Consider the following 21481-nt stretch of genomic DNA (forward strand, 5'->3'; position numbering starts at 1 on the left):
GAGTTGTCCCCCCGGGCTTCCGGGTCTGTCAGCTCCTGGGGTAGGTGCTGGTGAGCAGGGGCTTTCCGGGAGCGGCCGAGGGGTCGGTGACGCAGGCGGAGCCGATGAGATAGGCGTCCACGGAGCCGGGGTCCCCCGGATGGGGCAGGACGACGAGGAAGACGTCCTTGCCTTCGTAGGTGCCGGACTCGAAGCCCAGCGGGGTCTCGGTGCGGCCGGTGGCCTGCTCGACGCAGGCGGGTGCCCTGGGCGCCCTGCCGTCGGCCGGGGCGGGGCTGGGCTCGGACGGAGGGCTGATTTCCACTCCGAGGGTGTTGTTCTGCTCCCCCGTCGTCTTGTTCCCCTTGTCTCCCCGGGCGGCGGACGCGAGGAGCTCGCGCACCGTCCCGGGGAGCCCCTGAGCCGTGTACTCGGGCGAGCCGGAGCGGGTCTGTGCGCTGGAGGCGTCGCTCCGCACGGACAGGTCCTGAGCGGGACGGTCGCCGGACATCAGGCCGAACACGAGGATTCCGGCGGTGCACGCCGCGAGCAGCCCGCCCGCGAGGGCGATCCGGCGCCGTGCGCGACGGCGTCCGGGGCCGGTTGGGCCGGTCGGGTGACCGGAGGGGCGCAGGGCTCCGCCGTGGCCGGCCGGGTCGGGGGCGGTTTCACGTGAAACATCGGGGCCGGGTCCCCCGCCGGCTGCCCGGGTGGGGCTGACGGGCCCGGGGTCCCCGTGCGGGGTGGTGGCGTCGAGGAGTGCTTCGGCGGCGAGGGCCGCGTCGATCCGGCCGGCGAGGTCGACGGGCATCCGGGCGGGGCCGGGCAGGGTGCCGAGCAGGGACCGGATCTCCTCCAGGGAGGCCCGGACGTCCGCGCACAGGGCGCAGCCCCCGAGATGGCTGCGTACCTCCGCCGTGCGGGACGGGGAGAGGAGGCCTTCCGCCAGCTCGGAGATCTCCGAGACGTCGGGGTGCCCGATCGTGCCGATCGCGCCGGGTGTGGGGTTCACGCTCGTCCACCTCCGCCCTTCACTGCGTTGGGATCCGGGGCCGGGTCCCCGCGGTCTGCCGCCGGTGGGACGGTTGTCCCCGGTGTCCGGTTCCTTCCCCGCTCGGGATCGGTGTTATCCCCGGTAGGCGTGCGCAGATGAGTGAGGAGCGGGACGAGTTTCGCCCTGCCGCGGGCGCAGCGGCTCTTCACGGTGCCGACGGGGACGTCGAGGACGGCGGCGGCCTCGGCGACGGGGTAGCCCTGCATGTCGACGAGGACCAGGGCGGCCCGCTGATCGGCCGGGAGGGTGCTCAGGGCGGCCAGCAGCTGCCGGTGGAGGTCCTGGCGCTCCGCGGGCGCCTCGGCGGACTCGTGGGGCTCCAGAAGGCGCTCCAGGCGGTCCGTGTCGTCGAGGGGGGAGGTCCTCCGGGAGGCGGCCTTGCGGGCCCGGTCCAGGCAGGCGTTCACGGTGATGCGGTGCAGCCAGGTCGTGACGGCGGATTCGCCGCGGAAGGTGTGGGCGGCCCGGTAGGCGGAGACGAGGGCGTCCTGCACGGCGTCGGCGGCTTCCTCCCGGTCGCCGAGGGTGCGCAGGGCCACGGCCCACAGCCGGTCCCGGTGCCTGCGCACGAGCTCACCGAAGGCGTCCGGGTCTCCGGCGGCGTGCAGCGACAGGAGTTCCTGGTCGCTGCGGCCGCCGGGTGTGGCTTCGTCCAATGCCGGCCCCCTCCCCCGCTGTCCGTCAGCCCGTGAACTTCACGTCCGTGATGGCCTGCTTGTACCCGGCTCCGGTGTAGGTGTCGGAGGGGGCCCAGGGCATCGCGGTGATCCAGAGCAGCACGTACCGGGTCTTGACCGGCTTCTCCGCGGTCAGGTCGAAGCTGCTGTTCGATGTCTTGGCCGTGGCGATCTTCGGCATCCCGGAGATCTTGCCCGACGGGTCCAGGGAATCGACCGCGTAGAGCGTGGTGGTGGTGTGGTCGCCCGCGAACCGGAGCGCTATCGAGGCGCTGCTGACCTCGTGTTCGGCGCCGAGGTCGTAGACGATGCCGACACCGGCCTTGTAGTCCGTCTTCATGTCGGGGCCGTCGAGGTAGTACTTGGTCCGCCAGTAGGTGGAGGAGTCCCTGTCGAAGGTGTTCTTGACGCCTCCGGGGTCCTGCTCCTTGCCGTCCGGGGAGTACTCGCGGGCCCGGGAGATGGCGAGGGGAACGGGCGCCACCTTCTCCGGGGTGTCGTCGGCCTTCTCGTGCGTGGTCTGACTGCCGCCGGTGCTGCCCTGGTTGTTCCGGTTGAGCAGGGTGTCGGCGAGCTGCCAGCTGCCCAGTCCGAGGGCGGCGATCAGCAGGGCCGCGACGCCCCACTTGAGGACGCGGCCGGTGCGGCTCTGCAGCGGTGGCGGCGGGGGGACGACGGTGACCTGCGCGGTGGGCATGCCGGGGCCCTGGGGCCTGCCGTAGCTGCCCTGCTGGTAGGTGGTGTGCTGGTACTCCGGAGGCGCGGTGAAGGTGGGCTCCGGCGGCCGGATGCGGGGCATCGCGGCCACGGCCTTGGAGAGTTCCTCCGGGGTGGTGCAGGCGGGTTCCTGACGCGAGGCGGTGGCCCCGTCGTTGGCGAGGGCGCGCATGGCCAGTTCGCCCAGACCCCGGTGCACGCCCGCGCGGACCTGGTCGGGGGCGATCAGTCCGACGCCCTTGGGCAGGCCGGTGAGGCCGTAGGCGTCGCTCTCGTACGGCCAGCGCTGCGTCAGTGCGGCGTACAGCAGGGCGCCGATGGCCTCGGTGTCCGCGCGCTGCGGGGTCTCGCTGGTGATGCCGCGCAGGGCGGCGTTCACGGCGAGGCCGCGGATCCGGTACTGGCCGGAGGAGGTGCGCAGTATCGCGCTGGGGGTCAGGCGCAGGTGCGCGAGGCCCTCGCGGTGTGCCGCGGCCATGGCCTGGGAGACCTGGCTGACGAGTTGGTAGGCCTCGTGCGGCTCCATGGGGCCCGCGGCGAGGACCGCGGTGAGCTCCGTGGCGTCGGGGAGCCACTCGTGGACGACGTAGACGAGGTCGTTCTCTTCCACGGCGTCGAGGACCTGGACGAACCGGGGGTCGCCGAGCAGGGCCGAGGAGCGGGCGGCGGCCAGGACGGAGCGGGCCCGCGCGTGGTCGGCGGGCAGCAGGTGGACGCCAACGGCCCGGCGCAGCTTCTCGTCCATCGCGCGCCAGCTGCTGAATCCGTCCAGACGGGTGACGCACTCCTCGAGCCGGTAGCGTCTGGCCAGTTTGTGGCCGCTGTGCAGCTCGGGCGCGGCAGCGGGTGCCGCGTTCCGTCGATCGCCGTCCTTCTCGGGCATGGTTCCGTCCGCGGCTCGTCCGTTCTGGGTGTCCACCCCGTCGGCCGTGGCCTGGGCCGTCTCCGCGGCCAGCGGCTCGTCGCCGCCGTTGTCGGCCACGTCGACGGCAGCCGTGCTACGTTCCGCCACCGTCGTCCCCGCCTCCCCATCCGTTGCGCGCTGTCGGCCAGTCTGCGAAGCCATGCCAATTGTGCCCACAGTCCACCGATCTGCACGACACGCCAGAGAGGGGGAAGGTTGTACGCATCAGCGTCCCAGGCGTCCGCGGACCATCCCGACCATGGCGTTGAGTTCTTCGATGCGCATCCGCTTGGCGGCGACGAGGAACACCGCTGCCAGGGAGATGCCGCCGGCCACCAGGGCGGTGAGGGAGCCGAGGGCTCCGCTGCCGATGAAGTGCAGGACGGCGAAGGCGACGGCGCCGGCCACCGCGGCGGCGGGGACGCAGGCGCCGATGAGCCGGGTGTAGGTGCGCATCACGTGCGCCCCGTCGAGGTCCCCGCCGAGGCGGGTGCGCAGGCGGCGCCAGGCGACACCGACGCCCACGGCGTAGCCGAGGCCGTAGGCGGCGGCCATGCCGACGACGGCCCAGCGTGCGGGGAGCACGAAGAAGGCCACGACGGACATGCCCGCGTTGACGGCGGCCACGATGACCGTGTTGTAGAAGGGCGTCCGGGTGTCCTCGTAGGCGTAGAAGCCGCGCAGGACCACGTACTGGACGGAGTAGGGGATCAGTCCGAGGCCGAAGGCCATCAGGATGAAACCGATGTTCTGGGCGCTCTCCGAACCTGAACCGGCGTACAGCAGGCCGGCCATGGGGACGCCCAGGGCCAGGAACGCGAAGGCGCAGGGCACGATCGCGACGGCCGAGGTGCGCAGCCCGTAGGAGATGTCGTCACGGACGGCGGCGGCGTCACCGTCGTGGGCGGAGCGGGAGATGCGCGGCAGGACGGCGGTCATGACGGAGACGGTGATGATGGCCTGCGGCATCTGCCAGAGCAGAAGTGCGTAGTTGTAGCCGGTGATGCCGGTACCGCCGTGGCCCTGCTTGTCGGCCACCTCGCCCGCCCAGGTGGCGAGCTGGGTGACGACGATGAGGCCGAGCTGGTTGGCCAGGACGAAGAAGAACGTCCACTTGGCCAGGCCGGCGGCCTTGCCGAGGCCGTGGCCCTTCCAGTCGAACCGCAGGCGCGGCCTGAAGCCGGCGTCGCGCAGGTAGGGAAGCATCGCCAGGGACTGGACGACCAGTCCGAGCAGGGTGCCCAGGCCCAGCAGCCGGACGCCCTCGGGGGTGATGCCGGCCTCGGTGACGCCCGTGGTGGTGAAACCGCCGAAGGCCCAGATGAAGGCGCCGAAAGTGGCGATGACGACGATGTTGTTGAGGACCGGGGTCCACATCATCGCGCCGAACCGGCCGCGGGCGTTGAGGATCTGACCGAGGACCACGTGCACGCCCATGAAGAACATGGTGGGCAGGCAGTAGTGGGCGAAGGCTACGGCGACGTCCAGCCGGGCCGGGTCGTCGGCGATCTTCTGCGACATCATGCCGATGAACAGGGGTGCCGCGAGCACGCACACCACGGTGACGGCGCCCAGCAGGACCATGACGAGGGTCAGCAGGCGGTTGGCGTAGGCCTCTCCCCCGTCCTCGTCGTTCTTCATCGCCCGCACCAACTGCGGGATGAAGACGGCGTTGAGGGCGCCGCCGCCGACCAGGACGTAGATCATCGTCGGCAGGGTGTTGGCGACCTGGTAGCTGTCGTTGAGGGTGGCGACGCCGATGGCCCCGGCGATCACCAGGGTCCGCATGAAGCCGGTGATGCGGGAGACGATGGTGCCGGCGGCCATCAGGGCGCTGGACTTGAGCAGGCTGGAGGCGCGTCCGGCGGGCTTGCTCGGTGCCGGGGCGGCCACGGGAGCGTCCTCGGCGGGGGTGCGCGGCGCCGCGTCCTGGTCCCGGTACAGGTGGGCGAAGGCGTCGGGGCGGGGGTCCTGGTCGGCGGCCTTGGTCACGAGGGAGTCCACGCCGACGAACTGCGTGGTCGTCGCGTGGTCGCCGTAGGGCAGGTGCCGGGACGGACCGTCCGGCTCGGGCGGCGGCGTCTGGGCCCACACCCGGGGGTCCGGGGCGTACGCGGGGGCCGGCGGGGCCGCGTAGAGCGGACCGGGCTCCTGGAAGGTGCCGGGCGGCGGCGGCGGGTGCGAGGCCCGGTCGTACAGGACCTCCGCCACCGGGTCCTGGGCGGAGAGGTCCTGCGCCCGGTACGGGTCGTAGGCGTAGGCGCCCTGGACATAGGGGTCGTGGTCCGGCGCTTGCGCGGGCGCGGGAACCTGTCCCGGCACCGGGGCGCCGGGGGCAGTGCCCTGGGAGGGCGCGGGCCCGCCAGTGCCCTGCGCACGGTCACCTTCGTACGGCGCGTTCATCGAAACCCCACCTCATCGTCCCCAGGCCGACCGGCCACGGCGTCGCTCAACGGTCCACTGTCTCACCCGTGCCGGACGGGTCCGCGCTTTGCGGTCCGGTGTCCGGGGACTCGTCACTCTGCTGCGTGCTCTCCTCCGCGGCGACGCGCGCCGCGACACGCTTGCGGCTGGCGTACATCTTGATGCCGGCCAGCACGAGGAGAAGGACACCACCCGCGATGACGAGCATGACGGTCGGGGTCACCTCGGTGGCTTCGACGGTGAACTTGCGGGCCTTGCCGTAGGGCACGCCGTCGGTGGTGAAGAGCTGGGCCGTCACCTCGACTGGTCCGCTCGCGGTGGCGTTGGCGGGGAACTTCACGGTCTGGCTGTGCCCGCCCTGGATCGCGACTTCCTGCTGGGCCTCACCGCTGTCGCCGAACATCAGCCGGGTCGGGTTGGCGGACCGCAGCCGCAGGACCAGGTTGTGGGTGTCCTGGACGAGGCTGTTCTGGACGGTGACCGGGATGGTCGCGCTGTGTCCGGAGAGCGTCGCGTCGGACTTGGGGATGATCTTGACCTTCTCGGTGAGTCGGATCAGGTACTCCTGCACCTGGTCCCGGTACTCGCGCGCCGCGTCGGGGCGGCCGCGCCACGAGGAGGACATCTCCCGGTTGGTGGTGTTGCCGAAGGGGATCTCGACGCGGTCGGGCGCGGTCAGGATCACCTTGAAGTGGTCCAGGGTGGTCTCGGTGGTGCGGATCTTCTCGAAGGCGGAGACCGGCAGTTCCTGCTTGCTCAGTGCCTCGGGGTACTGGCCGGCTCCGGGGACCTGGGTGGCGGCGCGGGGGTCGGGGGTCGCGGCGGCCGCGGCCTCCAGGTCCACGGCCTGGCTCCAGCGGCCCGACTGCAGACCCCGGATGGCGGCGGCCATGGTCTGCGCCTGGCTGGCGCTGGGCATCCGCTGCGGGGCGACGACGAAGCTGCGCTGGCTGTCGGTCTCCTGCAGGTTCAGGGCGAGGGAATGGGCGAGGAACTGCTGCACCGAGGCGGTGGAGTTCCCGGCGCGGAGCATGTCGCCCTGGAAGGCGGTGGAGAGGTCGGCGTCGGCGACGACGGCCGTGGTACCCGCGCCGATGGGCCGCGCGGCCGACGGGGTGTAGCCCAGGGAACCGGTCTCCTGGAGGCTGTCGCTGCGGGTGAGGACGTTGTGGGCGCCGGCCGACGTCGCGACGTTCACGATCGACGGGTCGATCGCCCCGTCCACGGGCCAGGAGAAGTCGGTGCTCGCGGGGACGTGCAGGACCGTCTCGACGGCATCCTTCGCCTTGTCGGTGGCGGGCCGCAGTTGTCCCAGGGTGCCGGAGACGTCCTTGCCGCGGTGGGCGAGCGAGGCGATGTCCGGGTCCGCGAAGGGCAGTGCCACGACCTTCTTGCCCTGGACGGCGCTTTCCAGCGAGCTCAGCCACCGCTCGGCGATGGCCTTGTTCTTGCCCTGGACGGTCCGGCCGTCGGGGGTGCGGACCCGGTAGCCCTTGGTCATGGCATCGACGGTGTAGAGCAGGTCCGGGTCGATGACCCAGGTGATGGGGAGGTCCTTGCCGAGGGTGACCATCTGCTCCAGGCGGCCGCCGGGCTTCAGCTCGTCGGCGAGGCCGTCGTCGAGGAAGACGGGGGTCTGCACCTCGTCCGAGCCGGTCTCCGAGGTCAGGTGCGTGGTGGAGATCAACGGCCAGACGTACGCGAGCTGGGAACGCTTGGCGGCGGCCTCCGGCTGCCAGGGCAGGAAGGTCCGCTTGATGCCGAGGACCTGCTCGTACTGGCGGCTCTCGGTTTCCCCGGACAAGGAGACGCCGAGCTGGTAGACGCCGTCCTCGTCCAGGTCCAGCTTGTTCACCGGCACCTTGAGGGTGAAGGGCTGGCTGACCTTGGAGGGCAGCGAATCGATCTTCACGGCGAATTCGGGGCCGACCTCCGCCGGGTCGGCGCCCGCCCGGAACGCGCCGCGTTCCGCGGCCTCGTCGATGGAGCTGCGGTCCCCCAGCGCCGGCCCGACCCGCAGACCCACGTGCGCGTCGGTGATCTTCTCGGAGCCGTTGTTGATCACGGTGCCCGTGATGGTGAGGGTGTCGCCCTTGACCGGGGCGCTGGGCGCCAGGCCGTCGAGCTGGACGTCGACGGCGGCTGCCGCCGTGTCGGTGGCCTGGGCTTCGGGAGCGTGCGAGTAGACCAGGCCGGCGAGTACGGGCGTCCCGGCGAGCAGGACGACCGCGCGCCGCAGCCAGCGTCGCCGGGCAGGAGCGGGCGCCCCCTGGATGTCTGCCGCCTCGGCCAACGCGCTCGCCCGTCCCTCGGAGTGTCAGTGGTCGTCGTTTGTGCGTCCACGCATGGTAACGAGGCCCGCTGTGCGCGAGTGCCGCGCCTTGCTCCACATGATCGGGTCCGCCCCGGAGCGGCCGTGGGCCGGGGTGGCCGCAAAACACGGGCGCTCCCGGCGGGCCGGGCACGTACCCTTTTCTGTTGTGCCGAACGCCAACGAAGACAACCCCAGTGTCCTGAATCACGGGCAGGCCCGCGCGGTGAGTGAACTGCTGCGGATCGCCCCTGTCGCCGACGAGCTCGGCCGCCGTTTCCAGGAGGCGGGTTTCCGTCTCGCCCTGGTCGGCGGGTCCGTCCGCGACGCGCTGCTCGGGCGCCTCGGCAACGACCTCGACTTCACCACCGACGCCCGCCCCGAGGACGTCCTCAAGATCGTCAGGCCGTGGGCCGACTCGGTCTGGGACGTCGGCATCGCCTTCGGCACGGTCGGTGCCCAGAAGGATGCCCGCGTCGGAGACGCTCATAGAAGCTTCCAGATCGAGGTGACCACCTACCGCTCGGAGTCCTACGACCGGACCTCGCGCAAGCCCGAGGTCTCCTACGGCGACTCCATCGAGGAAGACCTCGTCCGCCGCGACTTCACGGTGAACGCGATGGCCGTCGCACTCCCCGAGAAGGAGTTCATCGACCCGCACGGCGGCCTGGAGGACCTCCGGGCGGGCGTGCTGCGCACTCCCGGCACCGCCGAGGACTCCTTCTCCGACGACCCGCTGCGGATGCTCCGGGCAGCGCGGTTCGCCGCCCAGCTCGACTTCGAGGTCGCGCCGGACGTGGTGACGGCGATGACGGAGATGTCCGGCCGCATCGAGATCGTCTCGGCCGAGCGGGTCCAGGGCGAGCTGAACAAGCTCCTGCTGTCCGCGCACCCGCGCAAGGGCCTGGGCCTGCTCGTGGACACGGGGCTGGCCGAGCACGTGCTGCCGGAGCTGCCGGCGCTGCGCCTGGAGAGCGATGAGCACCACCGGCACAAGGACGTCTACGACCACTCGCTGATCGTGCTGGAGCAGGCGATCGCGCTGGAGGAGGAGGGCCCGGACCTGGTCCTGCGGCTCGCGGCCCTGCTGCACGACATCGGCAAGCCGCGGACCCGCCGGTTCGAGAGCGACGGTCGGGTCTCCTTCCACCACCACGAGATGGTGGGCGCGAAGATGACCAAGAAGCGCATGGCCGCGCTCAAGTACTCCAACGACATGGTCAAGGACGTGGCCCGGCTGGTGGAGCTGCACCTGCGCTTCCACGGCTACGGGGACGGGGAGTGGACCGACTCTGCCGTGCGGCGCTACGTCCGCGACGCCGGTCCGCTGCTGGACCGCCTGCACAAGCTGACCCGTTCCGACTGCACCACGCGCAACAAGCGCAAGGCGAACGCGCTGTCCCGCACCTATGACGGGCTTGAGGAGCGCATCGCCCAGCTGCAGGAGAGGGAGGAGCTGGACGCGATCCGGCCCGACCTCGACGGCAACGAGATCATGCGGGTCCTCGACGTGGGCCCCGGCCCGGTGATCGGCAAGGCGTACGCGTTCCTGTTGGAGCTGCGGCTGGAGAACGGTCCCATGGAGCACGACGCGGCGGTCGCCGCGCTCAAGGAGTGGTGGGCCGCACAGGCCTGAGGGCCTGGAGGCCTGAGTGCCTGAGTGCCTGAGTGCCTGAGTGCCGCGATGTTTCACGTGAAACATCGCGGCGCGGGGCCGGTCGTACAAGGATCAGGGCGATGTTTCACGTGAAACATCGCCCTGACGCACGAGCAGTGCCGCGGTCGCGGCGTAGAGCATGGCCACCCCGAGGATCAGCGGGACGGAGTGCCCGTCGAGGGGGAGCACGAGCGCGGCCACCCCGGCGGCGCCGACGAAGGCGGCGTTGAAGAGCACGTCGTAGACCGAGAAGACGCGGCCTCGGAAGGCGTCGTCCACCTGGGACTGCACGACGGTGTCGGTGGAGATCTTGGCCCCCTGGGTGGCCAGGCCCAGGACGAAGGCCGCTGCCAGCATCGGTCCGGGCTCGAAGAACAAGCCGAGCGCCGGGACCAGTACCGCGGCGCCCGCCGCGCACAGGGTGATGGATCCGAGGGCGCCCAGCCGGCCCACCAGCCACGGAGCGATGACGGCGGCCGCGAAGAACCCGGCGCCGGAAACTCCGACCGTGACGCCCAGCAGCGCCAGCCCGTCAGCCTCGTTGTCCGACCAGGCGTAGCGGCAGAGCATGAGCAGCGTGACGAACAGGGCCCCGTAACAGAACCTCATGACAGTCATGGCGGTGAGCGCCCGGGCCGCCTCGCGCCGGGAGGCCAGGTGCCGCAGTCCCCCGACCAGGCCCCGCACGGTGAGGGCGATCCCCTGGCGGACCGTCGGGTTGATCCGGCCGGGAGGGTGGTCGGGCCCTAGCAGGTCCAGGGCCAGGCGCAGGGAGGTCAGAGCCGCACAGAGGTAGAGGCCGGCTCCGAGGAGCACGACCAGGGCGTCGGACTCGTCGGCCAGGACCCGGACGAGGAAGGCCAGACCCCCGCCGGCGACGGCGGCGAGCGTTCCCGCGGTGGGTGAGAGGGCGTTCGCGGTGACCAGCTGGCCGGGTGCGACGACCCGCGGCAGGGAAGCGGCCAGCCCGGCCAGGACGAAGCGGTTGACCGCGGTCACGGACAGGGCCGAGGCGTAGAAGAGCCAGTCGGGGACGTGCGCGACGATCAGCATGCCGGTGACGCAGGCGAGGAGGGCGCGCAGCAGGTTGCCGTAGAGGAAGACCTGACGGCGGCGCCAGCGGTCCAGCAGGACTCCCGCGAAGGGGCCGACCACCGAATAGGGCAGCAGGAGCACCGCCATGGCCGAGGCGATGGCCGCGGGTGAGGCCTGCTTCTCCGGGGAGAAGACGACATAGGCGGCCAGCGCGACCTGGTAGACCCCGTCGGCGGCCTGGGACAGCAGCCGTACGGCGAGCAGGTTGCGGAAGTCCCGCAGACGCAGGAGTACGCGCAGATCACGTACGACAGCCATGAGGGAAAGGGTCACACACGCGGAGGGTCCCCGGGCATATTGCCCGGGGACCCTCCGCGGAAGAACTGCCGAAGTCCAGGTGCCCTCGCGGACGCCGGGGTTCGACTAGCGCTCGACCTCGCCCTTGATGAACTTCTCGACGTTCGCGTAGGCCTCGTCGTCGAAGTACTGCACCGGCGGGGACTTCATGAAGTAGCTCGAAGCCGACAGGATCGGGCCACCGATGCCGCGGTCCTTGGCGATCTTCGCCGCGCGCAGGGCGTCGATGATGACACCGGCGGAGTTCGGGGAGTCCCACACTTCGAGCTTGTACTCGAGGTTCAGCGGGACGTCGCCGAAGGCGCGGCCTTCAAGACGGACGTAGGCCCACTTGCGGTCGTCGAGCCACGCCACGTAGTCGGACGGGCCGATGTGGACGTTCTTCTCGCCGAGCTCGCGGTCGGGGATCTGCGAGGTGACGGCCTGAGTCTTGGAGATCTTCTTCGACTCGAGGCGGTCGCGCTCCAGCATGTTCTTGAAGTCCATGTTGCCGCCGACGTTGAGCTGCATGGTGCGCTCAAGACGGACACCGCGGTCCTCGAACAGCTTCGCCATCACGCGGTGCGTGATGGTGGCGCCGACCTGCGACTTGATGTCGTCGCCGACGATCGGGACACCGGCCTCGGTGAACTTGTCCGCCCACTCCTTGGTGCCGGCGATGAAGACCGGGAGGGCGTTGACGAAGGCGACCTTGGCGTCGATGGCGCACTGGGCGTAGAACTTCGCCGCAGCCTCGGAACCGACCGGCAGGTAGCAGATCAGGACGTCGACCTGGCGGTCCAGAAGGGTCTGGACGATGTCGACCGGGGTCTCGGCCGACTCCTCGATGGTCTCGCGGTAGTACTTGCCCAGACCGTCCAGGGTGTGGCCGCGCTGAACGGTCACGCCCGCACTCGGGACGTCACAGATCTTGATGGTGTTGTTCTCGCTGGCGCCGATGGCGTCCGAAAGGTCGAGGCCGACCTTCTTCGCGTCGACGTCGAACGCGGCGACGAACTCGATGTCGCTCACGTGGTAGTCGCCGAACTGGACGTGCATCAGACCGGGGACCTTGGCCGCCGGGTCGGCGTCCTTGTAGTACTCGACGCCCTGCACCAGCGAGGCGGCGCAGTTGCCTACGCCGACGATGGCTACGCGAACCGAACCCATTCCGGTTGCTCCCTGTTTGTTCTCGGACGAGGCCTGCGAGATGCAGACCTCACTTTGCAGTTTCGTCGGACGGACCGGGTCGTCTCTGATCCCGTCCCGCCCGCTCACTCTCGATGAGCTCGTTCAGCCAGCGCACTTCGCGCTCCACGGATTCCATGCCGTGGCGTTGCAGCTCGAGCGTGTAGTCGTCGAGCCGCTCGCGTGTGCGAGCCAGCGAGGCGCTCATCTTCTCCAGGCGCTCCTCAAGGCGGCTGCGACGGCCCTCCAGTACCCGCATGCGTACGTCTCGTTCGGTCTGGCCGAAAAAGGCGAAGCGGGCGGCGAAGGACTCGTCCTCCCAGGCATCGGGGCCCGTGTGGGAGAGGAGCTCCTCGAAGTGCTCCTTACCTGCTGCCGTCAACCGGTAGACGATCTTGGCGCGGCGCCCTGCGAGTGAAGCGGCGAGAGCGTCCTCCGGGGCATTGCCCGGCTCTTCGATCAACCAGCCGTTGGTGACGAGCGTCTTGAGGCAGGGGTAGAGCGTCCCGTAGCTGAACGCTCTGAACACCCCCAGCGAGGTGTTGAGCCGCTTGCGCAGCTCGTAACCGTGCATGGGGGATTCGCGAAGCAGGCCGAGAACAGCGAACTCAAGAATGCCTGAGCGCCTGCTCATCCGCTTGCCCTTCCCCCGCCTCGGAGTCTTTATGTCGAGCTGATGTATCGACTCGATACATCCAGACGATAGAACGGGTAGCCCTCCGCTACAAGTGGTGACACGGTGACCGGCGTCACATCGTGGATTTGCGCGGGGCAAGTTGCCTGATTTGGGGTGAACTTCGGCACTGATTGGCTTTTGGGCGTGCGTAGTCTGTGCGCCATGACACCGGGGGGACCGGAACTCACCTGCCGCTTCCAGGCCACTCGCCTGCCCGAGGAGTAGTCGTTCGATGAGCGAGCACCGCCGCAAACCGCAACAGCCCCAGGGCGGCGGCCGCGCCGCCGCCCGCAAGGCCGCCCAGCAGCGCCCTTCCCGGGGTGCCGGGCGTGACGTCCCCACCGCGTCACCCAGCGGGTCGTACGGGCAGCAGCCGGGCCACGGCGGCCGGGCGGACGCCCGGAGAGCCGCCGGCCGCGCCCCGGCCGGACGGGGCCGTGGCGCCGCGGGCGCCGGCCGCCCCAAGCGGTTCATCAATTACCCGCGCGGCGAGAAGACCGGCTGGCAGCGCTTCGTCCCCTCCTGGAAGCTCGTCGGCGGCACCACCCTGGGCTTCTTCGCGATGATCACGTTGGGCGCCGGCATCGGCATCGCCATGGTGAACAAGCCCGACGTGAACAAGACGGCCAAGGCGCAGAACAACGTCTTCTACTGGGAAGACGGCACCCAGATGGTCGCGACGGGTGGTTCCGTCAACCGCCAGATCGTCTCCATCGACAAGATCCCCCGGTCCATGCAGAACGCCGTGATCGCGGCGGAGAACGAGTCCTTCGATTCGGACAAGGGCGTCGACCCGATGGGCATCGCCCGCGCCGTGTGGAACATGGCCAAGGGCGGATCCACCCAGGGCGGCTCCACGATCACCCAGCAGTACGTGAAGAACCAGTACCTGGACTCGGACCAGACGCTGAAGCGAAAGGTCACCGAGCTCTTCATCTCCATCAAGCTGGGTACCACCGAGGAGAAGAACGTGATCCTCGCCGGCTACCTGAACACCGCCTACTACGGCCGTGACGCCTACGGGATCCAGGCGGCCGCGCGCGCCTACTTCGGCAAGGACTGCGACGAGCTCACGCCCTCCGAGAGCGCCTTCCTCGCGGCCGTGCTCAAGGGCCCGAACCTCTACAACCCCGACGGCGGCATCGGCTCCGCGGCCACGCCCGAACAGAACACCAAGCGGGCCCAGGACCGCTGGGCCTGGGTGCTGAACCGCGAGGTCAAGGTCGGGCGCATGCAGCAGGCCGAGCGGGACAAGTACACGACCTTCCCCACCTTCATCGAATCCGCCCAGGCCGCCGGCATGTCCGGGCAGATCGGCTACCTGGTCGACACCGCCAACCTGTACCTGGCGAAGAAGGGCATCAAGGCCGAGGACCTGGCCAAGGGCGGCTACCAGATCCACACCACCTTCAAGAAGAGCAAGGTGGATGCGCTGGTCAAGGCCGTCGAGAACACCCGCGACGGGATGCTCGACGAGAAGGCGCGGCCCGATACCGACACCTTCGTGCAGTTCGGCGCGGCCTCGGTCGACGTGAAGACCGGAGCCCTCGTCGCCCTGTACGGCGGTCCCGGCATCGACAAGAAGCACTTCAACAACAACGCCAACACCTCCGGTGTACAGGTCGGCTCGACCTGGAAGCCGTTCGTGCTGGCGGCGGCCATGGAGTACGGCACCCAAAACTCCAGGGGCAAGGGGATCTCGGCCGACAGCAAGTACCAGGCGAACGACCTCACCGTGATCAACAACCGTGCCGGCGAGCCGCTGCGCGACGGCTCCGGCAAGCCGTTCCGGCAGAAGAACGAGAGCCCGACCGCTTACGGGTACGTGACCCTGAACGAGGCGATGGAGAAGTCCATCAACGTCCCCTTCGCCCAGCTCGTCTTCGACGTCGGCCACGACAAGGTGAAGAAGGTCGCCGAGGCGACCGGCATCCTTCCGGACTCCATGGACCCCAACTCCAACGCCTCCTTCGCGCTGGGCACCTCGACCCCCAGTGCCATCCGGATGGCCAACTCGTACGCCACCTTCGCCGCCTCCGGCATCCACCACGAGCAGTACTCGGTGACCAGCGTCCAGAAGATGGGCAAGGACCTGCCGAACTTCGTTCCTCCCAAGGGCCAGCGGGCCATGGACGACTCGATCGCGGACAACGTCACCAAGGTCCTGCAGAACGTCGTCGAGAACGGCACCGGTACGAAGGCCAAGAAGCTCAACCGGCCGGCCGCGGGCAAGACCGGTACCACCGACAAGAACATGTCGGCCTGGTTCGTCGGCTACACCCCCGAGCTGTCCACCTCCGTGGCGCTGTTCCGCTCGGACCCGAGCGCGAAGAAGAAGGAACTGATCTCGATGAGGGGCGTGGCGGGCATTCCCTCCCTCCACGGTGGTGACATCCCGGCCGAGATCTGGACGAAGTACATGAAGGAGGCGCTGAACGGCGTCAAGGAGTCGGACTTCCCGGAGCCCGAGGACATCGGTGTCGTCGCGGACGCCTCCGGAGCCCCCTCGCCCACGCCTTCCCCCTCCCCGTCCCCCTCCCCCTCGCCGTCTCCGTCGAACTCGCCCTCCCCGAGCCCGTCCCCCAGCCCGAGCCCGTCGCGCAGCGGTGGCAAGCCGACCTGTAAGCCGTGGGCCATCTGCGACCCGGACCCCAGTCCCAGTTCCTCCCGGTCGCCCTCGCCCTCGCCCAGCAAGACGGGCGGCGGCCGGCCGGGCGGCGCGACGAACGGCGGGAGCGGAGGCTTCCCGATAGGGGGCTCCACGGGCGGCTGACCGGCCGCCCCACGACACGGCAGGCCCATGACGGGCAGGAGAGGGCCGTCGCACCGAGTGCGGCGGCCCTCTCGCACGCTGTCCATGGGAGACGGCGGCGCCGTACGGCAGGATGTGCGCATGACGAAGGTGCACGAGGACAGCCCCGTACTGCCCACCCAGCAGGACGAGGTGGCCGCCGCGGGGAGCGAGCTCATCGGCGGCCCGCTGGGCCGCTACGCCCGGCTGGGCGGCCATTGGCTGAACCCCGTACGAGTCGTTGTCCTCGTGACCCTGGGGATGTTCGCGCTCGGCATGGCGCAGAAGCTGCCCTGCTACAACTGGGCGTGGTTCCGCGGGGCCGGCTCCCAGTACACCCACGCCTGCTACTCGGACATCCCGCACCTCTTCGTCGTACGCGGCTTCGCCGACGGCCTCGTCCCGTACTTCGACCGGATCCCCGGCGACATGCCGTTCCTGGAGTACCCGGTCCTCACCGGGCTCTTCATGAAGGTCGCCTCATGGATGACCCCCGGCAGCGGCTCCATGCAGCACCGCGAGCAGATGTACTGGATGGTCAACGCGGGCATGCTGATGGTCTGCGCCGCCGTGATCGCGGTGTGCGTGGCCCGCACCCACCGCCGCCGCCCGTGGGACGCACTGCTCTTCGCCCTCGCGCCCGGTTTCGCGCTGACCGCGACCATCAACTGGGACCTGATGGCGATCGCGCTGACCGCCGCCGCGATGCTCATGTGGTCGCGGAGCCGGCCGCTGGCCTTCGGCGTGCTGCTCGGCCTGGCCACCGCGGCCAAGTTCTATCCCCTGCTGCTGCTCGGGGCCGTGTTCGTGCTCTGCTGGCGGGCCGGGAAGTGGCGTGCCTTCGGCGCGGCCGTCGGCGGCACCGTGGCCTCCTGGCTCGTGGTGAACCTGCCCGTCATGCTCTTCGCGTGGGAGGGCTGGCAGAAGTTCTACACCTTCAGCCAGGAGCGGCCGATCGACTTCGGATCCGTGTGGCTGCTGATCTCCCAGCGCTCCGGGAACCCGCTCGAGGACGCCAACACCTACGCGACGGGCCTGACGCTGCTGCTGTGCGCGGCCATCGGCCTGCTCGCGCTCACCGCGCCCCGCCGCCCCCGCTTCGCCCAGCTGGCCTTCCTGCTGGTGGCCGCCTTCATCCTGGTCAACAAGGTCTACTCGCCCCAGTACGTGCTGTGGCTCATCCCGCTCGCCGCACTGGCCCGGCCGCGCTGGCGGGACATCCTGATCTGGCAGACCGGCGAGGTCATCTACTTCCTGGGCATCTGGTTCTACCTCGCCTACACGACCAGCGGCGACAAGCACCAGGGCCTGCCGCTGGAGGGCTACCAGCTGTCGATCGCGGCCCACCTGCTGTGCACGCTCTACCTGTGCGCGGTGGTCGTACGCGACATCCTGCTGCCCGATCGGGACGTGGTGCGGCGCGACGGCTCGGACGACCCCTCGGGAGGCGTCCTGGACGGTGCGGAGGACGTCTTCACGTTCTCGCAGACGGCGAAGGCGCCGCGGGACGCGGCGCCTTCGGAGGGTCAGCGGGTCGACTGGGGCGCACGCCCCGGGGAGTGACTCAGGCGTCGAGGACCCGGTCGAACTGCGTGGTGGTGTGGCGCAGGTGCGCCACCAGCTCGTCGCCGACCTTCGGCTCGGGAGAGTCCGACGGCACGAACAGGATGGACACCTGCATGTGCGGCGGCTCGGCGAACCAGCGCTGCTTGCCCGCCCACACGAACGGCGACAGGTTCCGGTTGACGGTGGCGAGTCCGGCGCGGGCGACGCCCTTGGCACGCGGCATCACCCCGTGCAGGGCCTTGGGGGCCTCCAGGCCGACTCCGTGCGAGGTACCGCCGGCGACGACGACCAGCCAGCCGTCGGAGGCGGCCTTCTGCTGCCGGTAGCCGAACCGGTCGCCCTTGGCGACGGGGGTGACGTCGAGCACCGCGCCGCGGTACTCGGTCGCCTCGTGGTCGCCCAGCCACAGCCGGGTGCCGATGCGGGCCCGGAAGCGCGTCTGCGGGAACTGCTGCTGCAGCCGCGCCAGCTCCGAGGCCTTCAGGTGGCTGACGAACATCGTGTGCAGCGGCAGCCGGGCCGCGCGCAGCCGGTCCATCCAGCCGATGACCTCTTCGACGGCGTCCGAGCCGTCCGGTCGGTCCAGCGGCAGGTGCAGGGCGAAGCCCTCCAGCCGGACGTCCTCGATCGCCGCGTGCAGGTGGCCGAGCTCCTGCTCGGAAATGCCGTGCCGGCGCATCGAGCTCATGCACTCGATGACCACACGGGCCCCGACCAGCCCGCGCACCCCGTCCAGCGAGGACACCGAGCGGATGACCCGGTCCGGCAGCGGCACCGGCTCCTCGCCGCGCCGGAACGGGGTGAGGACGAGCAGGTCACCCCCGAACCAGTCCTTGATGCTTGCGGCCTCGTACGTCGTGCCGACCGCGAGGACGTCGGCACCCATCCGGGTGGCCTCCTCGCAGAGCCGCTCGTGACCGAAGCCGTAGCCGTTGCCCTTGCAGACGGGGATCATCCCCGGGAACTGGTCCTGGATCTGCTTCTGGTGCGCACGCCAGCGCGCGGTGTCGACGTAGAGCGTGAGCGCCATGCCCGTCCGGAGCCTCTCTCGAAAAGCTGCGTGGTGCAGCGGTGCGGTGTGTGTGGATGGGGCGGGTCAGCGACGCGACATGTAGATGTCGAGCGCCTTGTGCAGCAGCTTGTTGAGCGGGAAGTCCCACTCGCCGACGTACTCGACGGCCTCGCCGCCCGTGCCGACCTTGAACTGGATCAGGCCGAACAGGTGGTCGTTCTCGTCCAGGGTGTCACTGATGCCGCGCAGGTCGTAGACGCTTGCGCCGAGCGCGTAGGAATCGCGCAGCATGCGCCACTGCATCGCGTTCGAGGGACGGACCTCGCGCTTGTGGTTGGCTGAGGCGCCGTACGAGTACCAGACGTGCTGGCCGACGGTGAGCATCGTGGCGGCGGCCAGCGGCTCCCCCTCGTGGGTGGCGATGTAGAGCCGCATCCGGTTGGGGTCCTCGGAGTTGAGGGCCGTCCACTGGCGCTGGAAGTAGCTGAGCGGGCGCGGGCGGAACTTGTCGCGCTCGGCCGTGACCTCGTACAGCTTCTGCCAGGTCGGCAGGTCCTCGTATCCGCCCTGGACGACCTCGACGCCGGCCTTCTCGGCCTTCTTGATGTTGCGGCGCCACAGCTGGTTGAAGCCCTTGAGGACGTCGTCCAGCGAGCGGTTGGCCAGGGGTACCTGGAAGACGTACCGGGGCTGGACGTCGCCGAAGCCGGCGCCGCCGTCCTCGGCCTGCTGCCAGCCCATCCGGCGCAGCTTGTCGGAGACTTCGAAGGCGCGGGGCTCGATGACGGAGGCCTCCACGTCACGCAGGCGCTTGACCTCCGGGTCCTGGATCCCGGCCTTGATGGCGGTCGAGTTCCAGCGGCGGATGACGACGGGCGGGCCCATCTTCACGGTGAAGGCGCCCTGCTGCTTGAGGTGCGCCAGCATCGGCTGGAGCCACTCTTCGAGATTGGGGGCGTACCAGTTGATGACAGGGCCCTCGGGGAGGTACGCGAGGTACCGCTTCACCTTGGGCAGCTGTCGGTACAACACGAGTGCGGCGCCGACGAGTTCGCCGGACTGGTCGAACCATCCGAGGTTCTCGGAGCGCCACTCGTTCTTCACGTCGGCCCACGCCGGGACCTGGCAGTGGCTAGCCGAGGGCAGGCTCTGGAGGTAGCCCAGGTGCTGCTCTCGGCTGATGGTCCTCAGGGACAGGCTCATGCGGGGCGTCTCCTCGGCGGCTTCGCTGGCTATGGCGCGAAGCCTACTGCGACGGGGGCGCCACCCATCTGGGGGACAGGCCGGGCCCGGGCCGGTGGGAGGCCGGCGCCCCGTCGCGAAGGCACCCGGTCAGCCCAGCCAGCCGCCGAAGAGACCGCCGTGCGCCATGCCGAGGAAGAAGCCGATGGCCGAGGCTCCGAGGCCGATGATCAGTGCTGTCCGCTCGCGTGTCGTGGCGGAGATGAACTGGCCGTAGAGCCCGGTGACGATCCCGATCAGCCCGGTCCACGAGCTGAGCAGGTGCAGATGGTGGAAGAAGCCCGTGACGAACGCCACGGCGCCGAGGATCAGAGTGAGCGCCACCAGGGTGTCCTGGAGCGGATGGGGCTTGCCGTCGGTCGCGAAGAGCGAGATGGAGGACTGGCGTCGCATTGCCTGTGCCATCGGAAGGCACCTCCTGGCTGCAGCAGAGCGGTGCTGCGGGCTTCCCGCGGCAGGGGCCGAAGGCATAGCACCGAGCACACCCGATGCCTACAGATTGTGGCCTCCTGCTGGTGGATTTCAACCGGAAGGAGTCGAGGAGGTAGTCTGTACAGCTGCGCGGTGTCTGCTCTGCAGATGCCGTGCGCACGCATCACGACCCTCCTGCCACGGAACGACCGTGGCCGCTGAGTCCAAAGGAGGTGGGTTCCACATGCGTCACTACGAAGTGATGGTCATCCTCGACCCCGATCTCGAGGAGCGCGCTGTCTCCCCGCTGATCGAGAACTTCCTTTCTGTCGTCCGTGAGGGCAACGGAAAGGTCGAGAAGGTCGACACCTGGGGCCGTCGTCGTCTCGCTTACGAGATCAAGAAGAAGCCCGAGGGCATCTACTCGGTCATCGACCTCCAGGCCGAGCCTGCGGTCGTCAAGGAGCTTGACCGACAGCTGAACCTGAACGAGTCGGTTCTCCGGACCAAGGTCCTTCGCCCCGAGACCCACTGAACTTCGGTTCAGCGGTAATCGGGACCGAGTAGCACAGCAGCCCAGCAGCAATCCCCGCCGAGAGGTTCATCCATGGCAGGCGAGACCGTCATCACGGTCGTCGGCAATCTCGTCGACGACCCCGAGCTGCGCTTCACCCCCTCGGGTGCGGCGGTCGCGAAGTTCCGTGTCGCGTCCACTCCCCGCACCTTCGACAAGCAGACCAATGAGTGGAAGGACGGCGAAAGCCTGTTCCTGACCTGCTCGGTCTGGCGCCAGGCGGCTGAGAACGTCGCCGAGTCCCTTACGCGGGGCATGCGCGTCATCGTGCAGGGCCGGCTGAAGCAGCGGTCGTACGAGGACCGTGAGGGTGTCAAGCGCACGGTCTACGAGCTGGACGTCGAGGAAGTCGGCCCCAGCCTGAAGAACGCCACGTCCAAGGTCACCAAGACCACTGGTCGCGGTGGTCAGGGTGGATACGGCGGCGGTGGCGGCGGTCAGCAGCAGCAGGGCGGCGGCGGCGGCAACTGGGGCGGAGCCCCCGGTGGCGGCGCCCCCCAGGGCGGCGGAGCACCTTCCGACGACCCCTGGGCGTCCAGTGCGCCGGCCGGCGGCCAGCAGCAGGGCGGCGGCGGTGGCGGTTGGGGCGGAAGCTCCGGCGGCTCCGGCGGTGGCTACTCGGACGAGCCGCCCTTCTAGGGCAGCTCGCACCCCCACTTCTTGATTTCACAGGAGAGACACAATGGCGAAGCCGCCTGTGCGCAAGCCTAAGAAGAAGGTCTGCGCGTTCTGCAAGGACAAGACCGCGTACGTGGACTACAAGGACACGAACATGCTGCGGAAGTTCATTTCCGACCGTGGCAAGATCCGTGCCCGCCGCGTCACCGGCAACTGCACGCAGCACCAGCGTGACGTCGCCACGGCTGTGAAGAACAGCCGTGAGATGGCACTGCTGCCCTACACGTCCACCGCGCGATAAGGAAAGGG

17 protein-coding genes are annotated in these 21481 nt (G+C 69.7%); 6 read left to right on the top strand and 11 right to left on the bottom strand.

The features are described from left to right. Positions 1-28: 28 nt before the first annotated feature. From ACIQV3_RS10805 to ACIQV3_RS10825, 5 genes are all read right to left on the bottom strand, one after another. Complete coding sequence (locus ACIQV3_RS10805; RefSeq protein ID WP_403711861.1) at positions 29-991, bottom strand: anti-sigma factor family protein; 963 nt, start codon at positions 989-991, stop codon at positions 29-31. Further along, entirely contained in the window at positions 988-1689 is a 702-nt protein-coding gene (gene sigM / locus ACIQV3_RS10810) for an RNA polymerase sigma factor SigM (protein ID WP_403711863.1), read from the bottom strand. Before sigM ends, ACIQV3_RS10805 begins: the two co-directional genes overlap by 4 nt. A 25-nt stretch (positions 1690-1714) precedes the next feature. Beyond that, positions 1715-3439, bottom strand: coding sequence for a serine/threonine protein kinase (locus tag ACIQV3_RS10815; protein ID WP_403711866.1), 1725 nt, complete (start codon positions 3437-3439; stop codon positions 1715-1717). A gap of 117 nt (positions 3440-3556) precedes the next feature. Continuing rightward, the gene (gene murJ, locus ACIQV3_RS10820; RefSeq protein ID WP_403711868.1) at positions 3557-5734 is read right to left on the bottom strand and encodes a murein biosynthesis integral membrane protein MurJ; all 2178 of its coding nucleotides are present in this window, start codon (positions 5732-5734) and stop codon (positions 3557-3559) included. A gap of 46 nt (positions 5735-5780) precedes the next feature. Beyond that, positions 5781-8048 carry a DUF6049 family protein gene (locus ACIQV3_RS10825; protein WP_403711870.1) on the bottom strand — a complete coding sequence of 756 codons (2268 nt, stop codon included), beginning with the start codon at positions 8046-8048 and terminating at the stop codon, positions 5781-5783. A gap of 187 nt (positions 8049-8235) precedes the next feature. On the opposite strand from ACIQV3_RS10825, the gene ACIQV3_RS10830 reads away from it, so the two are divergent. Continuing rightward, positions 8236-9702, top strand: coding sequence for a CCA tRNA nucleotidyltransferase (locus ACIQV3_RS10830; protein WP_403711871.1), 1467 nt, complete (start codon positions 8236-8238; stop codon positions 9700-9702). Positions 9703-9795: 93 nt separating this feature from the next. On the opposite strand, the gene ACIQV3_RS10835 is transcribed toward ACIQV3_RS10830, so the two are convergent. The 3 genes from ACIQV3_RS10835 to ACIQV3_RS10845 form a co-directional block, all read right to left on the bottom strand. Continuing rightward, entirely contained in the window at positions 9796-11076 is a 1281-nt protein-coding gene (locus ACIQV3_RS10835) for an MFS transporter (RefSeq protein ID WP_403711873.1), read from the bottom strand. A gap of 105 nt (positions 11077-11181) precedes the next feature. Continuing rightward, entirely contained in the window at positions 11182-12264 is a 1083-nt protein-coding gene (locus tag ACIQV3_RS10840; protein ID WP_250738618.1) for an inositol-3-phosphate synthase, read from the bottom strand. A gap of 49 nt (positions 12265-12313) precedes the next feature. Continuing rightward, positions 12314-12916 (bottom strand): PadR family transcriptional regulator, encoded by a 603-nt coding sequence (locus tag ACIQV3_RS10845; protein WP_250738617.1) that lies wholly within the window; start codon positions 12914-12916, stop codon positions 12314-12316. Between the two features lie 274 nt (positions 12917-13190). On the opposite strand from ACIQV3_RS10845, the gene ACIQV3_RS10850 reads away from it, so the two are divergent. Both ACIQV3_RS10850 and ACIQV3_RS10855 read left to right on the top strand, forming a co-directional pair. Then, positions 13191-15731, top strand: a complete 2541-nt coding sequence (locus tag ACIQV3_RS10850; RefSeq protein WP_403711876.1) for a transglycosylase domain-containing protein — start codon at positions 13191-13193, stop codon at positions 15729-15731. Between the two features lie 120 nt (positions 15732-15851). Next, positions 15852-17312, top strand: coding sequence for a glycosyltransferase family 87 protein (locus ACIQV3_RS10855; protein ID WP_403711878.1), 1461 nt, complete (start codon positions 15852-15854; stop codon positions 17310-17312). Position 17313: 1 nt separating this feature from the next. On the opposite strand, the gene ACIQV3_RS10860 is transcribed toward ACIQV3_RS10855, so the two are convergent. The 3 genes from ACIQV3_RS10860 to ACIQV3_RS10870 all read right to left on the bottom strand — a co-directional run bounded on the left by ACIQV3_RS10860 (position 17314) and on the right by ACIQV3_RS10870 (position 19974). After that, on the bottom strand, positions 17314-18345 hold the full coding sequence (locus ACIQV3_RS10860) for an alanine racemase (RefSeq protein WP_403711880.1): 1032 nt from the start codon (positions 18343-18345) through the stop codon (positions 17314-17316). Between the two features lie 66 nt (positions 18346-18411). Then, entirely contained in the window at positions 18412-19530 is a 1119-nt protein-coding gene (locus ACIQV3_RS10865) for a peptidoglycan bridge formation glycyltransferase FemA/FemB family protein (RefSeq protein WP_243331146.1), read from the bottom strand. Between the two features lie 129 nt (positions 19531-19659). Beyond that, the gene (locus ACIQV3_RS10870) at positions 19660-19974 is read right to left on the bottom strand and encodes a hypothetical protein (RefSeq protein WP_403711882.1); all 315 of its coding nucleotides are present in this window, start codon (positions 19972-19974) and stop codon (positions 19660-19662) included. Between the two features lie 250 nt (positions 19975-20224). Between ACIQV3_RS10870 and rpsF the strand changes: the two genes are divergently transcribed. The 3 genes from rpsF (at position 20225) to rpsR (ending at position 21473) form a co-directional block, all read left to right on the top strand. After that, complete coding sequence (rpsF, locus tag ACIQV3_RS10875) at positions 20225-20515, top strand: 30S ribosomal protein S6 (protein WP_015034882.1); 291 nt, start codon at positions 20225-20227, stop codon at positions 20513-20515. A gap of 72 nt (positions 20516-20587) precedes the next feature. Continuing rightward, complete coding sequence (locus ACIQV3_RS10880) at positions 20588-21193, top strand: single-stranded DNA-binding protein (protein WP_403711884.1); 606 nt, start codon at positions 20588-20590, stop codon at positions 21191-21193. 43 nt (positions 21194-21236) lie between these two features. After that, positions 21237-21473, top strand: coding sequence for a 30S ribosomal protein S18 (rpsR, locus tag ACIQV3_RS10885; protein ID WP_005315025.1), 237 nt, complete (start codon positions 21237-21239; stop codon positions 21471-21473). The last annotated feature ends 8 nt before the right edge of the window (positions 21474-21481 follow it).

The sequence above is a fragment of the Streptomyces sp. NPDC099050 genome, from assembly GCF_044759865.1.
Taxonomy (GTDB): Bacteria; Actinomycetota; Actinomycetes; order Streptomycetales; family Streptomycetaceae; genus Streptomyces.

Bases quoted from the DNA above. Each gene is read 5' to 3' on its own strand.
- ACIQV3_RS10835 (WP_403711873.1), bottom strand. From the start codon at position 11,076: ATGGCTGTCGTACGTGATCTGCGCGTACTCCTGCGTCTGCGGGACTTC.
- ACIQV3_RS10870 (WP_403711882.1), bottom strand. From the start codon at position 19,974: ATGGCACAGGCAATGCGACGCCAGTCCTCCATCTCGCTCTTCGCGACC.
- ACIQV3_RS10880 (WP_403711884.1), top strand. From the start codon at position 20,588: ATGGCAGGCGAGACCGTCATCACGGTCGTCGGCAATCTCGTCGACGAC.
- ACIQV3_RS10865 (WP_243331146.1), bottom strand. From the start codon at position 19,530: ATGAGCCTGTCCCTGAGGACCATCAGCCGAGAGCAGCACCTGGGCTAC.
- rpsR (WP_005315025.1), top strand. From the start codon at position 21,237: ATGGCGAAGCCGCCTGTGCGCAAGCCTAAGAAGAAGGTCTGCGCGTTC.
- murJ (WP_403711868.1), bottom strand. From the start codon at position 5,734: ATGAACGCGCCGTACGAAGGTGACCGTGCGCAGGGCACTGGCGGGCCC.
- ACIQV3_RS10840 (WP_250738618.1), bottom strand. From the start codon at position 12,264: ATGGGTTCGGTTCGCGTAGCCATCGTCGGCGTAGGCAACTGCGCCGCC.
- ACIQV3_RS10845 (WP_250738617.1), bottom strand. From the start codon at position 12,916: ATGAGCAGGCGCTCAGGCATTCTTGAGTTCGCTGTTCTCGGCCTGCTT.
- rpsF (WP_015034882.1), top strand. From the start codon at position 20,225: ATGCGTCACTACGAAGTGATGGTCATCCTCGACCCCGATCTCGAGGAG.
- ACIQV3_RS10850 (WP_403711876.1), top strand. From the start codon at position 13,191: ATGAGCGAGCACCGCCGCAAACCGCAACAGCCCCAGGGCGGCGGCCGC.
- ACIQV3_RS10855 (WP_403711878.1), top strand. From the start codon at position 15,852: ATGACGAAGGTGCACGAGGACAGCCCCGTACTGCCCACCCAGCAGGAC.
- ACIQV3_RS10860 (WP_403711880.1), bottom strand. From the start codon at position 18,345: ATGGCGCTCACGCTCTACGTCGACACCGCGCGCTGGCGTGCGCACCAG.